General features: G+C 61.5%; 11 protein-coding genes. 5 read left to right on the forward strand and 6 right to left on the reverse strand.

All coding sequences use genetic code 11. From position 1 onward, the window contains the following. From EDC38_RS06995 to EDC38_RS07020, 6 genes are all read right to left on the reverse strand, one after another. Entirely contained in the window at positions 1-3,975 is a 3,975-nt protein-coding gene (locus EDC38_RS06995) for a YhdP family protein (protein WP_123637886.1), read from the reverse strand. 82 nt (positions 3,976-4,057) lie between these two features. After that, the gene (rng, locus tag EDC38_RS07000) at positions 4,058-5,524 is read right to left on the reverse strand and encodes a ribonuclease G (RefSeq protein WP_123637887.1); all 1,467 of its coding nucleotides are present in this window, start codon (positions 5,522-5,524) and stop codon (positions 4,058-4,060) included. After that, entirely contained in the window at positions 5,521-6,141 is a 621-nt protein-coding gene (locus tag EDC38_RS07005; protein WP_148071154.1) for a Maf family protein, read from the reverse strand. The genes rng and EDC38_RS07005 overlap by 4 nt, the downstream gene beginning before the upstream one ends. Positions 6,142-6,190: 49 nt before the next feature. Beyond that, positions 6,191-6,682, reverse strand: a complete 492-nt coding sequence (gene mreD / locus EDC38_RS07010; protein WP_123637889.1) for a rod shape-determining protein MreD — start codon at positions 6,680-6,682, stop codon at positions 6,191-6,193. Beyond that, positions 6,675-7,562, reverse strand: coding sequence for a rod shape-determining protein MreC (mreC, locus tag EDC38_RS07015; protein WP_123637890.1), 888 nt, complete (start codon positions 7,560-7,562; stop codon positions 6,675-6,677). Before mreC ends, mreD begins: the two co-directional genes overlap by 8 nt. Before the next feature lie 62 nt (positions 7,563-7,624). Further along, positions 7,625-8,659 carry a rod shape-determining protein gene (locus EDC38_RS07020; RefSeq protein WP_024460791.1) on the reverse strand — a complete coding sequence of 345 codons (1,035 nt, stop codon included), beginning with the start codon at positions 8,657-8,659 and terminating at the stop codon, positions 7,625-7,627. 384 nt (positions 8,660-9,043) lie between these two features. On the opposite strand from EDC38_RS07020, the gene gatC reads away from it, so the two are divergent. The 5 genes from gatC (at position 9,044) to rrtA (ending at position 13,590) form a co-directional block, all read left to right on the forward strand. Then, positions 9,044-9,331 carry an Asp-tRNA(Asn)/Glu-tRNA(Gln) amidotransferase subunit GatC gene (gatC, locus tag EDC38_RS07025; protein ID WP_123637891.1) on the forward strand — a complete coding sequence of 96 codons (288 nt, stop codon included), beginning with the start codon at positions 9,044-9,046 and terminating at the stop codon, positions 9,329-9,331. Positions 9,332-9,432: 101 nt separating this feature from the next. Further along, the gene (gene gatA / locus EDC38_RS07030) at positions 9,433-10,887 is read left to right on the forward strand and encodes an Asp-tRNA(Asn)/Glu-tRNA(Gln) amidotransferase subunit GatA (RefSeq protein ID WP_123637892.1); all 1,455 of its coding nucleotides are present in this window, start codon (positions 9,433-9,435) and stop codon (positions 10,885-10,887) included. Positions 10,888-11,215: 328 nt separating this feature from the next. Further along, complete coding sequence (gatB, locus tag EDC38_RS07035) at positions 11,216-12,661, forward strand: Asp-tRNA(Asn)/Glu-tRNA(Gln) amidotransferase subunit GatB (protein ID WP_123637893.1); 1,446 nt, start codon at positions 11,216-11,218, stop codon at positions 12,659-12,661. Positions 12,662-12,693: 32 nt separating this feature from the next. Then, positions 12,694-12,993: a PA4642 family protein gene (locus tag EDC38_RS07040; protein WP_123637894.1), complete on the forward strand. Its 300-nt coding sequence runs from the start codon at positions 12,694-12,696 to the stop codon at positions 12,991-12,993. 60 nt (positions 12,994-13,053) lie between these two features. Next, positions 13,054-13,590 carry a rhombosortase gene (rrtA, locus tag EDC38_RS07045; RefSeq protein ID WP_148071155.1) on the forward strand — a complete coding sequence of 179 codons (537 nt, stop codon included), beginning with the start codon at positions 13,054-13,056 and terminating at the stop codon, positions 13,588-13,590. The last annotated feature ends 86 nt before the right edge of the window (positions 13,591-13,676 follow it).

Raw genomic sequence — 13,676 nt, forward strand, 5'->3', positions numbered from 1 at the left:
TCAGGGCTCCTCGGGGGATTGAGGCTCTGTGGAGCCGTTCTCTGTCGTTAGACCAGTCCCACCCTCAAACATTCGATCAAACTTGATGGTCGGATCATCCCAATCTCCGCGAATGGTGTAACTGATGCTGGTTGCTTGGTCCACCTGCTTCTCGAACAGCTTGCTGACCAGAAATACCCCGGCCGCCGCGGGCAGCCCCGCCGCCACGGCAGTCAGGAAAGTCAGGTTACCGGCAACGGGCAGCGTCGCGATCAGCCGGGTGTCGAGGGTTTCATCCACCAGATTGGCGCGACCGGCCAGTTGCAGGCGACTGGAGGGGCTGCGTACCTGCACCGGCTCGGAAAACACCAGCGTCCCTTTGTCGAAGGTCATGAGCCCTTCAATACTGTCGTAGGCCAGACCACTTTGATAGAGGTCGGAAAAATCCAGCCGCAGCCGGCGTGCCAGTGAGTCGAAATTGAGCACCGCAAAAAGCCGCAGAATGCCGTCGCTACCGGCGGCCGGATTGCGTTTGAAGCGCCCAGAGGTCACGTTGAACCGGACGTCGCCCTCCAGCGTCTCGAGATCAAACGCCTGAGGCGCCCCGGCCCAACTGATGTCGAGCCGATAGTTGGCCGATTCACTTTCGAGAATATCGGACTGCCCCCAGCGCTGCATCACTTCCGACAGGTTGCCGGCGCGCAGGCTGGCGGCAAGGTAGGTCCGCTCGGGGGTGTCTTCAGACTGCGACCAGAGCAACCGGCCGCCCGTACCTTCGTCCTGCCCGGTGACGGTCAGGCCGCGGATACGACCTTGCAACTGATCGACAATGACACCCTGATCTCCCGGGGCCAAGCGGAACTCCCACTGACCGTAGTCCTCACCTCCGAGCATGAGCGACTCGATGCTGACCTGGGCCTCGGGCAGGCTCCTGGGATCAAATGGGTCAGCCGACTCCGACGCACCGACGGCCGACTCCAGCACCGACCGGGGCAGATCAACCCGGGCCAGACGCAGCGCCAGAGGCTGCCCCGGCGCCCAGTCGAGTTCGCCCGCCAGCTCGGGATTGGTGAAGGTCAGGCGCCAGCCGCGTTCGGTGGAGACGGCCCCAAGCTCAATCTCTTCCAGTTCCAGTGGGCCCAGTGAATACCGGGTCAGCGCCAGGTCCACTTCGACCGGGAGCCCCTCAAAGGCGGTCTCCGGTGTCGGCTGCTCATCGTCCGCGACCAGATCCTGATAGCGACGAAGCAGATCCTGCCATCCCTCCAGATCCAGCGTCTCCATGGCGCCGCTCAGATGCACACCGGGAGCCTCCGGCAGTTGTGCTGGCACCCCCAGGCCCACGCTGACCCGCTGCAATTGTTGCCGCTCGAGATCAATCTGGGCCCGGGCCTGCAAATGATCGTTGTAGTACAACTCGGCCTGCGCACTCTGACGTCCCAGAATCACGCTGGCGGTAAGCTCCCGGGTCTGCTCGGCCGTCTTTCCGATCGGTGCCGGGACATTCAGCGAAACTCCGCGCAGATCCGAGCTGAGCGTGAAAGCCGCCAGCTGTTGGTCGCGATCGGGCTCGGGGTCCCGGTAATGACTAAGTTCCAGCTCGCCGTCGAACGCAAATGTGCCATCCAGAAATTGCAGTGCGGGGCGCTGAGCCCACTCCGCCAACACCGCGCCAGAGGCCCGACCATTGAGATCAATGGCAGTCACCGACCTATCCTGCTCCTGCCGGCTGGCGATGGCGAGCGTGAGCGGTTCGCCAAACAGCTCCCCGGTCAATCCCTCACTGCTCAGCCCCTGCTCATTGTCGTATCGGAGTGGACCCGACAGATCCCGTGCACTCAAATTGAGGTCGTTCATGGTCAGTCGGGGCAAGGTCAGATCCATCGCCACCTGTTGGGCGGCCCCGGCCTGATCCGGTTGCAGGGGGATAGCCAGATCCAGCTCGGCATCAATGGTGCCCTGTACGCTCCAGGCATCCATGTTGTCACCGACGTATCGGCGCAGGTAGCCCTCTCTGAGCAGTTGCAGCCCATCACTGGCCAGCGCCTGCAGCTGTCCGTCAATGTTCAATAACAGTCCCTCGCCCACGGGGTTCTCTGCCACCTGAATCCGAGCATTTTCCAGAGTACTGTTGTACAGCCGGGCCTGCTCCACTCGGGCATCGACCCGGTTGTTATCGAGCATGAGCTGACCGGTCAGGTCACTGAGCGGCGGCCAGTCCGGATGATAGTTGAGGTCCGCGCCGGCCATTTCCAGTGCCAGTTGGTAGCTGCGCACGCGCGGTTGGCCCGGACGGTTCAGAGTGCCACGGAACAGAAAGTGCGCCGAGCGGGCCGTGCCGGGGTTATTGTCACCGAGGCTGCGAGTGAGCCAATCGGTCAGCGAGGCCGGGACCACCTTGGGCAGGTACTTGTCATACACATTGGCGTTCAGGTCCTCGCCACGGATATCCAGGTACAGGTCGATATCACCGGTGTTACGCTCCCAGGGCAGCGACAACCACATGCTGCCCGTAGCGGACTCGCCCGGCCCACGCAATGACAGCGGCCCGCTATTGACGTAAATCTGGTTCTCGTCCGGCCGCAAGTGCCAGGCGACCTGACCGCGGGCGCTCTGATACGTCATGGGCTCGTCGTAGGTTTTGGCAAAGAACATCTCGAAACCGTTGCGGCTATCCAGATCGACATGGCCACCGCGCTGATTGGCCTCGACAAACCCGGTCACACCGTTCAGGCCCGGAACGCCCTGCCAGGGTTCCACCGCTACGTCTCCCAGCTCGGCCATCAGCTCCCAACCCCGCCAGTCGTCCTGGGGCACCGTAAGCTGCAGATGCCGGACGTCGCCCTGGGGATTGAGGGTACGCACCACTTCCTGCAGGCGACCGTCCCCCAGCAATCCAAGCTGGTCCGCCAGGGTGGTCCAGTAGCGCAGATCGATGTGATCGATCATCCAGTGGATCGGAGCGTTGGTCCGGGCAGTGGATACGGAGACCTGCAGCGGCTCCAGAGCCCGATCGCGCCATTCCGCCGAGAGATCCTGCAACGCCACCTGCCACCGACCGGAGCGACGCCATTCGCCGCCGATGGTGGCGCTGACCCGGTCCAGTGTGAGTTCTTCCAACGGCAGAGCGACGTCGTCCAGCCCCAGATTGCCGACCCAGTCGTAGCCGCCACCGTCTTCCTGGCTGGAGAACCAGAGGCTGGCGTTCATTCGCCCTTCCCGGTACCAGTCACGATGTTCGCTTTCGCCCACCAGAATGCCACCGATCGCGGTCAGGGGCTCCAGGGTGGGGAAGTCACGCAGGTTCAGATAGCCTTCGGTATGGAAGTTTTTCGGGTCTCGCGGATCGCCCCGGCCTTCGAGAATGGCCACCAGGGCACGGTCCCGTCCTTCCAGGTCCACCTGCAAGGAGAGCCGGTGGAAGTCCCCCTCATGCTCCAGTAACAGGTACGGGGCGGAGAAGGTCTGCTGGTGACCACTGGCAAAAGACAGGTCAATACTGGCATCAAGCAGCTCGACCCGGGTGCCGACTTCGAACAGGGTGAGCAGATCGTCTGGCGCGAGCGGTTCATCGGCGGACGGGCGCTCCTGATCGGCGACGAAGTCTGGCAGCCCCCAATACCCATCGGTCCCCTGGGACAGGGATAGTTGGGGGCGACGCAGCACGATCTTGTCCCAAGCCAGTCGCCCTTCCAGCGCGCTGCTGACCAGATTCAGTCGAAGCAGGACCCGGTCGGCCTTGAGTAGGGGGCGCCCCTCCTGATCACTGACACTCAGCTCGTAAAGGGTGAGGCTGGGTTTCAGCTCCTGCCAGTCGGCCGTGAGGCGCCCAACCGACACGGACAGATCCAATTGCTCCGACAGATACTCCGTCAGCTGCCGGTCGTAGTTGGCCAGCAGCGGAAACAGACTCCGCCCTGACTGCACCACCACCGCCAGGGCGATGACCAGCACGGCGCAGAGGATGTAAAATTTTTTCAGTAGGTAAGCTAACACCGAAACATACCTGAGGGTTTCCTCAAACCGGTCGACGGAACGGCCGGGGCGCCAGAATCTGCCTCTCTACCCGGGTTGATCATCAGACCAGCACAATGTCGTACTGTTCCTGGGTAAACAGGCTCTCGACCTGGAATTCAATGGTGCGGCCAATAAAGGCCTCCAGATCGGCCACGTAAGCCGCCTCTTCATCGAGCAGGCGATCCACCACCAACTGGGAGGCCAGCACCAGGAACTTGTCATTATCGTACGCGCGTGCCTCGCGCAGAATTTCCCGGAAAATCTCATAACACACCGTCTCGGCCGACTTGACCAGGCCCCGCCCCGAGCACAGCGGGCAGGGCTCGCAGAGCATCTGGCCGAGGGATTCCCGGGTGCGCTTGCGGGTCATCTCCACCAGTCCCAACTCGGACACCCCGGTGATGCTGGTCTTGGCGTGGTCTTTTTCCAGGGCTTTTTCCAGCGTCCGCAGCACCTGACGCTCGTGCTCCGGGTCCTTCATATCGATGAAGTCGAGGATGATGATCCCCCCCAGGTTGCGCAGCCGCAATTGTCGCACAATCGCACTGGCCGCCTCCATATTGGTTTTGAAGATGGTCTCTTCCAGATTGCGCCGCCCCACGAACGCACCGGTGTTCACATCCACGGTGGTCATGGCTTCGGTCTGCTCGACAATCAGGTAACCATTGGACTTTAGCGGCACCCGGGTGTCCAGCGCCCGGGCAATCTCATCCTCAACACCGTACAGGTCAAGCAAAGGGCGTTCGCCACTGTAGCATTCAATCAGATCCACCAGCTCGGGGTAGTAACTGGTGGCGAATTCGCGCATCTGGGTCCAGCTCATGCGCGAATCCACCCGGATTTTCTCGATCGGTGCCCGGGCCAGATCCCGCAGGGCGCGCAGAAATAGCGGCATGTCGGTGTGAATGGCGCTGGGCACCGGGGCATTGGTGCACTTATCCTGAAAATCGAGCCACAGCTTCTGCAGGAAGTCGATGTCATTGCGCAGCTCGTCCGCTCCGACGCCCTCGGCCACGGTGCGCAGGATGAAGCCACCGGACACACCGGCCTCCTCGGCAAGCGATTCGACCTGTCCGCGCAACCGCTGACGTTCGGCGTCATCGTCAATGCGGGTCGACACCCCGATGTGGGCACTGTTGGGCATGTAGACCAGATAACGGGAAGACAGACTGAGGTTGGTCGTCAGGCGAGCGCCCTTGGTGCCGATGGGGTCTTTACTGACCTGCACCAGCAGGGTTTGGCCTTCGCGCACCAGAGCACGGATGTCCGGCACCTCTCCGCGGCGACCCTCATCGTCATCCGTCTCGGCCATATCCGAAGCGTGAATAAAGGCGGTGCGGGCCAGCCCGATTTCCACAAACGCCGCCTGCATGCCGGGTAGCACCCGGACCACTTTTCCTTTGTAGATGTTGCCGACGTAGCCCTTGCCGTGACTGCGCTCAATGTGTAATTCCTGGACTACCCCGTTTTCCACCAGGGCCACCCGGGTTTCCACGGGAGAGACATTGATCAGTAGTTCTTCACTCATGGACGCTCGCCTTTGGGTACGCCGGCGGGATGGCCCCACCAGGGCACCTGAAATTGGTTGAGCAGCTCGGCGGTCTGAGCCATTGGCAGACCCACAACCGCACTGTAACTACCTTCGATTCGATCCACCCAGACACCGCCCAGGCCCTGAATGCCGTATCCGCCAGCTTTATCACGGGGCTCGCCGGAGGCCCAATAGGCCTCCATCTCGCGCTCATCGAGGGCCCGAAACCAGACGGTGGTGGTAACGCGGCAGACCGCTTCGCGCTCCGGCGAACAGACCGCGACGGCGGTCATCACCTGGTGCTCACGCCCGGACATCAGCCGCCACATGGTCAGGGCATGGTCACGCCCGAGGGGCTTTTCCAGCACTTTTCCCAGACAGACCCCAATGGTATCGGACCCCAGCACCGGCGCCGCCGGCAGCCTCAGCTTACCGAGCCGGGCCAGACCCGCACGGGCCTTCTCCAGCGCCAGGCGCTCGACGTACTGAGCCGGCGGCTCCTCCGCTCCCCGCTCTTCCGGCACAGACAACGCCAAAGGTTCGAACTGCACGCCCAGTTGACCGAGCAACTCGCGGCGGCGCGGGGATTGGGATGCCAGATACAGATCCGTCATTGTCACATCTCTCCTGCGTCTGTTGTGTGGGCCAGCACTGGCGCCTCTGCTACTGGATGCGGTAGCGGTGACGCAGCCCCCCAAAACCGATGTGGACCAGAGGCCATAGCACCGCGCTGACCAGTGCCGGGTACAGGAACTGCAGGCCCGACACATGCCCCCCGGCCAGGCTGTGAACCCAATTGCTGGTCATCTGGGCAATGCCGACCAGGACAAACACCCAACAGGCCTGCTGCCAGAGGGCGTAGTTGCCAAACCGGCGATAGGATTGCAGCGCAATGTAAGTTACGATCACCAAACCCAGCGCATGCTGTCCGAGTGGCGTACCCTCCACCAGATCCTGAATCAGACCCAGCAGAGCAACCTGGGTCAGGCTGACATGATCCGGCAGGGTAAACACCCAATAGACCACCACCAGCATGACAAACTCCGGGCGCCACCAGCGCCAATCCAGAGGCAGCGGATAAACCGCCAACGTCAGGGCCAGCAAGAGAGCCACCAGCACCAGCCAGCGATTGTGGCCCCGGGTCAGATCAATCATTGGCCTCGCCCTCGGCCTCTTCAAGCGGAAGCTCCGGGGCGGGTTGCTCGACGCCGCTGCGCTCAGACGCGCCGCCAGCAAAGACCAACAGCAGGTGTCGGCTGCGGTCAAGGCGCGCCATAGGGCGGGCGATGACCGTTGAAAATGATTGCCCGGGATCCCGGACCACCTGCTCGACCTCGGCCACCGGATAACCCACCGGGAAGCGGTCCCCCAACCCGGAGCTGACCAGCAGATCGCCGACCCGGATATCTGTGGTGTTGGATACGTGGCGAAGGCGCAGGCGGTTGATGTGCCCGGTGCCCTCGGCAATCGCGCGAACGCCGTTGCGATTGACCTGCACCGGCAGCGCATGACTGGTGTCCGTGATCAACAGCACCCGACTGCTGTCCGGGTTGGCCTCCACCACCTGGCCCATGAGGCCAAAGGCATCCAACACCGGCTGCCCCATATAGACGCCGTCTCGGGCGCCTTTATTGATGACCACGGAGTGGCTCAGTGGATTGGGGGAAACTCCCACCAGCTCCGCCACCAGGACGTTATCCTGAAGCATGTCACTGGAACCAAGCAGGCGACGCAAGCGCACGTTCTCGGCGGCCAGAGCGGCCATTTGCTGCAATTTGCGCTGGAGAATCAGCAGTTCGGATTTGAGGGCTTCGTTTTCCTCGCTCAGCGCCTGACGGCTGGCAAAGGTATCATCGCCCCAGGCTCCGATGCGCTGGGGCAGATTGGTCACCCAATAGAAAGGGGTAGCGACGGCACCAAGCTGGGCGCGCACCGGCCCCAGCCAATCGGTGTAGAGACTGACAAGTATGAGGCCGACGGCCGCCACGCTGAAGAACAACGCACGCGAGGCAACCGCCGGGCCTTTGGTAAACAGCGTTTTAATAACACCCTCTCCCGCTCAGTGTGGATCCCGTTAACTCTGGGCCCAGCAACCCGTCAGGAAGACAGCAGATCGATATTCCGTTTGTCCATCATTTCCATTGCCAGGCCACCGCCGCGTGCCACGCAGGTCAGCGGATCTTCCGCCACAATGAAGGGCAGACCGGTTTCGTTGGACAACAGGCGATCGATGTCGCGCAGTAGCGCACCACCGCCGGTCAGGACAACGCCACTCTCGGCAATATCGGCCGCCAGCTCCGGTGGGGACTGTTCCAGGGCGCTCTTCACCGCCTGGACAATGCCCGCCAGCGGCTCCTGCAGGGCTTCCAGAATCTCGTCACTGTTCAGGGTAAAACTGCGCGGCACCCCTTCGGCCAGGTTGCGCCCACGCACGTCGATTTCACGCACTTCGCTGCCGGCGAAGGCACAGCCGACTTCCTGCTTGATCCGCTCGGCCGTGGCATCACCAATGACGCTGCCGTAATGGCGGCGGACATAATTGACGATGGCTTCATCAAACCGGTCCCCGCCGATGCGCACGGAATCCGAATAAACGACGCCGTTAAGGGAGATCACGGCGATCTCGGTGGTACCACCACCGATATCAACCACCATCGAGCCGCTGGCTTCCGATACCTTCAGACCGGCACCGATGGCGGCGGCCATGGGCTCCTCGATCAGGCGCACTTCCCGGGCACCGGCGCCCATGGCGGATTCGCGGATGGCCCGCTTTTCCACTTCGGTCGACAGACAGGGAACGCTGATCAGAACCCGGGGGCTGGGCTGGAACCAGCTCGCCTCGTGTACCTTTTTGATGAAGTGCTGCAGCATTTTCTCGGTGACCTGAAAATCGGCGATGACACCGTCTTTCAGGGGGCGGATTGCGGTAATGTTGCCGGGGGTACGACCCAGCATACGCTTGGCCTCGGTGCCCACGGCCTCGACAATTTTGTGGCCGTTGTGATGGCGGATGGCAACCACCGACGGCTCGTCCAGGACAATGCCCCGGCCGCGTACGTAGATCAGTGTATTGGCGGTACCCAGGTCTATGGAAAGATCGTTGGAAAAGGCTCCACGCAGGTGTTTTAACATTGGTTCACGCAACCCTATATTGTTCTGTCTCGCAGCAGGCCGGAACCGACCTGCTGCCTAAAATTCTTTCGGATGGTCCGCCGTGCTGCCAGACCCGGTCCGGACGGCGGTTAGACCGACACCCCGCCGGCGAATTCACTCGCGGCTCAAGCAGTTTACACGAGGTTGAACAGCTTTACCCGACGCGGCTTGGCGGGCGCCCGGCCCATGAGCGGGCCCGAAGCGTCGGCGCAGATGCTGGCACTCTATCAACGGCAGGGATTTAGGGCAAGGCGCAAATGTGATAACTTTAGCGGCTTATTGCACAAACGCGAACTTTTGGACCTTTTTGGCCACCGGTTGAGCACTTTTTGACCCGGAGCCACACCAATCTGGAGCATCTTGATGGCCATCGCCTCTTCCGACATCGCCAAGCTGGCGCATTTGGCGCGCATCGCTGTTTCCGACGATGAAGTCGGTCAAGTCACCGAGCGCGTCTCTGACGTCCTCAACCTGGTCGACCAGTTGCAGGCGGTCGATACCACAGGCGTCAAGCCCATGGCCCACCCGCTGGATGCCACCCAGCGCCTGCGCGCGGATCAGGTGACCGAGCCCAATCAGCGCGAGCACTTCCAGGCCATTGCCCCGGCGACCGAAGACGGGCTCTACCTGGTGCCCCGCGTCATCGAATGATCGCCGCGCCCGGCCCGACCTTTGACCGGCCCGCCCTCTATAGCGCCCTGCGCCATTGAAGCGGCTTGAGCCCAGACACTTATTTGAGGATGTAAATCGCAATGCACCAACACACCATTGCCCAACTGGTTCAGGGACTGCGCAACCGGGAGTTTTCCAGCACCGAGCTGACCCGGCACTATATTGACCGCATCCAGCGCCTGGACCCGACCTATAACAGCTACATCACCCTGACCGAAGAGCGGGCCCTGGCCCAGGCCGCCAAAGCCGACGAGCGGCTGGCCCAGGGGGATGCGCCCGCGCTGTGCGGCGTACCCATTGCCCACAAGGACATCTTCTGTACCACCGGCGTGCGTACCAGCTGCGGCTCCAAAATGCTGGACAACTTCATTGCCCCCTACAACGCCACCATCGTCGACAATTACGAAGCGGCCGGGGCGGTCATGCTGGGCAAAACCAATATGGACGAGTTCGCCATGGGCTCCTCCAACGAAACGAGTTTCTATGGGCCAGTGAAAAACCCCTGGGACACCGGCTGCGTGCCGGGCGGCTCCTCCGGCGGCTCCGCCGCCTCGGTGGCCGCCCACCTGGCCCCCGGCGCCACCGCCTCCGACACCGGCGGCTCCATCCGCCAGCCAGCGGCCCTGTGCGGCCTCACCGGCCTCAAGCCCACCTATGGCCGGGTCAGCCGTTGGGGCATGATCGCCTTCGCCTCCAGCCTCGATCAGGCCGGCACCCTGACCCGCACCGCCGAAGACTCCGCGCTGATGCTCAACGCCATGGCCAGCTTCGATCCCAAGGACTCTACCTGCGTGGACCAGCCGCTGGAGGATTACACCGCCGAGCTGGATAAGCCTCTCGACGGCCTGAAAATTGGCGTCCCCAAAGAATACTTCACCGACGGGCTGGATCCGGACACCGCCAAAGCGGTAGAAGCGGCCATCAAAGTCTATGAAAGCCTCGGCGCCAGCATCAAAACCATCAGCCTGCCCCACTCCGGCCTGGCGGTCGCCGCCTACTACGTGATCGCCCCGGCGGAGTGCTCAGCCAACCTGTCGCGCTTTGACGGCGTGCGCTACGGCTACCGCTGTGAAAACCCGAAAGACCTGAACGACCTGTACGAACGCTCGCGCAGCGAAGCCTTCGGCGAAGAAGTCAAACGCCGCATCCTGGTAGGCACCTACGCCCTGTCCGCGGGCTACTACGACGCCTACTACAACAAGGCCCAGCAAGTGCGCCGCCTGATCAAACAGGACTTTGTCGACGCCTTCAGCGAAGTCGACGTCATCCTCGGCCCCACATCGCCCTCACCGGCGTTCGCCTTTGGCTCAAAAACCAAAGACCCGGTGTCCATGTACCTGGAAGACGTCTTCACCATCCCCACCAACCTGGCGGGCCTACCCGGCCTGTCCATCCCCTGCGGCCAGGTGGATGGAAAACCGGTGGGGCTGCAGTTGATTGGCAACTATTTCGCCGAAGGCAAATTGTTGAACGTCGCCCACCAGTTCCAGTTGGCGACGGACTTTCATCAGCAGAGTGCGCCCGGAATCGAATAGCCCGATGGTTTCGCTTGGGGCGGATGCCGTGCGCCCCACCCGCAATAAACCGGGCGCGGGGCGGATACGGCACGACATATACACAGCGGCCGATATTTTCCGTTTGCCATTGGTCGACGCTGGGCGGAGCCGGGCGTAGGGCGGATAAGCGAAGCGCATCCGCCGTTGCCAAACGAGAAGTCCGGTGGCGGCATAACGTATATTTGCGGTGGATGCGCTCCGCTTATCCGCCCTACGCCAACCAAGTCAGGCGTTGGCACAGAGGCCTGCCACTCAGGGCCGGACTAAAACAGAACACCCAAGACCAACCGAATTAAGGTTACTAAAGATGGAATGGGAAACAGTCATTGGTTTGGAAGTGCATGTGCAACTTTCCACCAACACCAAATTATTCTCCGGCGCCAGCATCGCCTTCGGCGCTGAGCCCAACACACAGGCCTGCGCCGTCGACCTGGCGCTGCCCGGCACCCTGCCCGTGGCCAACGAACAGGCATTCAAAAATGCCGTCAAATTCGGCCTCGCGGTCAACGCCGAAATCGGCAAGCGCTCCGTGTTCGAACGGAAAAACTACTTCTATCCGGACCTGCCCAAAGGCTACCAGACCACCCAACTGGCCGAACCCATCGTCGGCCCGGGCTACGTCGACCTGCAACTGGAAGGCGGTCGGACCAAGCGCGTGCGTATCCACCACGCCCACCTCGAAGAAGATGCGGGCAAATCATTGCACGAAGACTACCACGGCATGACCGGCATCGACCTGAACCGCGCCGGCACCCCGCTGATCGAAGTGGTTACCGAACCGGACATGCGCAGCGCCGAAGAAGCCGTGGCCTTCGCCAAACAGCTGCACAACATCGTCACCTCCCTGGAAATCTGCGACGGCGACATGTCCCAGGGCTCGATGCGCTTTGACGTCAACATCTCCGTGCGACTCAAAGGCGAGGAAGAACTCGGCACCCGCACCGAAACCAAAAACCTCAACTCCTTCCGCTTTATGGAAGAAGCCATTGCTCTGGAAGTCGAACGGCAGATCGACGTACTCGAAGATGGTGGGAAAATCGTACAGGAAACCCGCCTGTACAACGGCGATACCAAAACCGCCCGCTCCATGCGCACCAAGGAAGACTCCAACGATTACCGGTACTTCCCCTGCCCGGACCTGCTACCGGTGATCATCGACGATGAGTTCATCGAAGCCGTGCGCAAAGACATGCCCGAACTGCCGGAAGCGCGGCGTGACCGCTTCATCAAGGAATACGATCTGCCCGAATACGACGCGGGCCAACTGGCCGGCGACCGTGCCACGGCGGACTACTTTGAAGCCACGGTCAAAGCCTGCGGCGAAGCCAAACTGGCGGGCAACTGGATCATGGCAGACCTGTCCGCCTACCTGAACAAAGAGGAAATCGGCATCGCGCAATCACCGGTCACTCCGGTGCAACTGGGCGGCCTAATCGAGCGCATCAAAGACGGCACCATTTCAAGCAAAATCGCCAAGAAAGTGTTTGAGGCCATGACCCAGGGTGAAGGCGATGCCGACACCATCATTGAAAAACAGGGCCTGAAACAGGTATCCGATACCGGCGCGCTGGAAAAAATGGTGGACGAGGTGATCGCCAACAACCAGGCACAGGTGGACAATTACCGCAACGCCGACCCGGCCAAGCGCCCGAAAATGCTCGGCTTCTTTGTCGGCCAGATCATGAAGGCCAGCAAAGGGCAGGCGAACCCCCAAGCGGTCAACGAAATTCTGATCAAGAAGCTGGAAGGTTAAATCCCTTCAGCCACGTGGAGATAAAAGCAGTCATGAGCGAATTGAAGAAAGACAAAAAGAAAGTGCTGGGCGAAGTGTTTGATGATGAGCGTATCAAAAGCTTCTTCCAGTATCCGGCCCCCGAAGGGATGGACCCGGACTTTCACTTGCTGGAGAAAGCCTACCGCGGCATGCGTGAAGAAAACTTTGCCACCTTTGTGCAGTTTTTTGTCGAGCGCGGCCACAACCTGAACGCCCCCGGCCCCGACGGCAAGACCTTTCTGCAGACCATCAAAGACCACCGCCTGGCGGACGAGTACATCGCCGCCCTGAAACAGGCCGGCGCCGAGTAACCGGCCTTGCCCTTCCTCCGTTTCACGCCCAGCCTCTGGCTCACACTGGGGTTGAGCGTGATGATGGTATTGCTCGGCGCACTGCAGAGCGTGACCGAGCCCCTACTCGAACTCAACCGCGACGCCGTCAGCCAGGGCGAACTCTGGCGGCTGCTCACCGGCCACTGGATTCACTACGGCCCCTACCACCTGGCAATGAACCTGGGTGCCTTCATGCTATGCGGCTGGATTCTGTTTCAGGATATTTCGCTGCGCCACTATGGCCCTTTGTTGTTGACCTGTTTACTGGGCGTGGGCATCGGGATTCAGTGGTTCAACACCGACCTGGATTATTACGCGGGGCTGTCCGGCGCATTGCATGGACTGCTGGTAGCGGGAGTGATCATCACTTTCAAGCAGACACCCTGGATGAGCGGTCTGGCGTTGGCGGTGGTGGCTTATAAAATTGTGCAGGAACAGTGGCCCGGGTATGACACGTCACACGAGCTTTTGCCCGTCCCGGTAGCAGTGGATGCGCATTTATATGGGGCGGTGATTGGGTTGGTTTGGGGGGTTGGGGTTTTCTTGTGGCGAACTTGGCGAAGCCGTCACGTTTAGTTACGGCGGATGCGCCTTCTGCTTATCCGCCCTACGGCCGAGCGCAGCGGTATAAACTCGCGTAGGGCGGATAAGCGAAGCGCATC

Origin of the sequence: Marinimicrobium koreense (assembly GCF_003762925.1) — a bacterium.
GTDB lineage: Bacteria > Pseudomonadota > Gammaproteobacteria > Pseudomonadales > Cellvibrionaceae > Marinimicrobium > Marinimicrobium koreense.

Excerpts from the sequence above, each read along its gene's own strand:
- rng (WP_123637887.1), bottom strand. The coding sequence starts at position 5,524 with ATGAGTGAAGAACTACTGATCAATGTCTCTCCCGTGGAAACCCGGGTG.
- EDC38_RS07005 (WP_148071154.1), bottom strand. The coding sequence starts at position 6,141 with ATGACGGATCTGTATCTGGCATCCCAATCCCCGCGCCGCCGCGAGTTG.
- mreD (WP_123637889.1), bottom strand. The coding sequence starts at position 6,682 with ATGATTGATCTGACCCGGGGCCACAATCGCTGGCTGGTGCTGGTGGCT.
- EDC38_RS07020 (WP_024460791.1), bottom strand. The coding sequence starts at position 8,659 with ATGTTAAAACACCTGCGTGGAGCCTTTTCCAACGATCTTTCCATAGAC.
- gatC (WP_123637891.1), top strand. The coding sequence starts at position 9,044 with ATGGCCATCGCCTCTTCCGACATCGCCAAGCTGGCGCATTTGGCGCGC.
- gatA (WP_123637892.1), top strand. The coding sequence starts at position 9,433 with ATGCACCAACACACCATTGCCCAACTGGTTCAGGGACTGCGCAACCGG.
- gatB (WP_123637893.1), top strand. The coding sequence starts at position 11,216 with ATGGAATGGGAAACAGTCATTGGTTTGGAAGTGCATGTGCAACTTTCC.
- EDC38_RS07040 (WP_123637894.1), top strand. The coding sequence starts at position 12,694 with ATGAGCGAATTGAAGAAAGACAAAAAGAAAGTGCTGGGCGAAGTGTTT.
- rrtA (WP_148071155.1), top strand. The coding sequence starts at position 13,054 with ATGATGGTATTGCTCGGCGCACTGCAGAGCGTGACCGAGCCCCTACTC.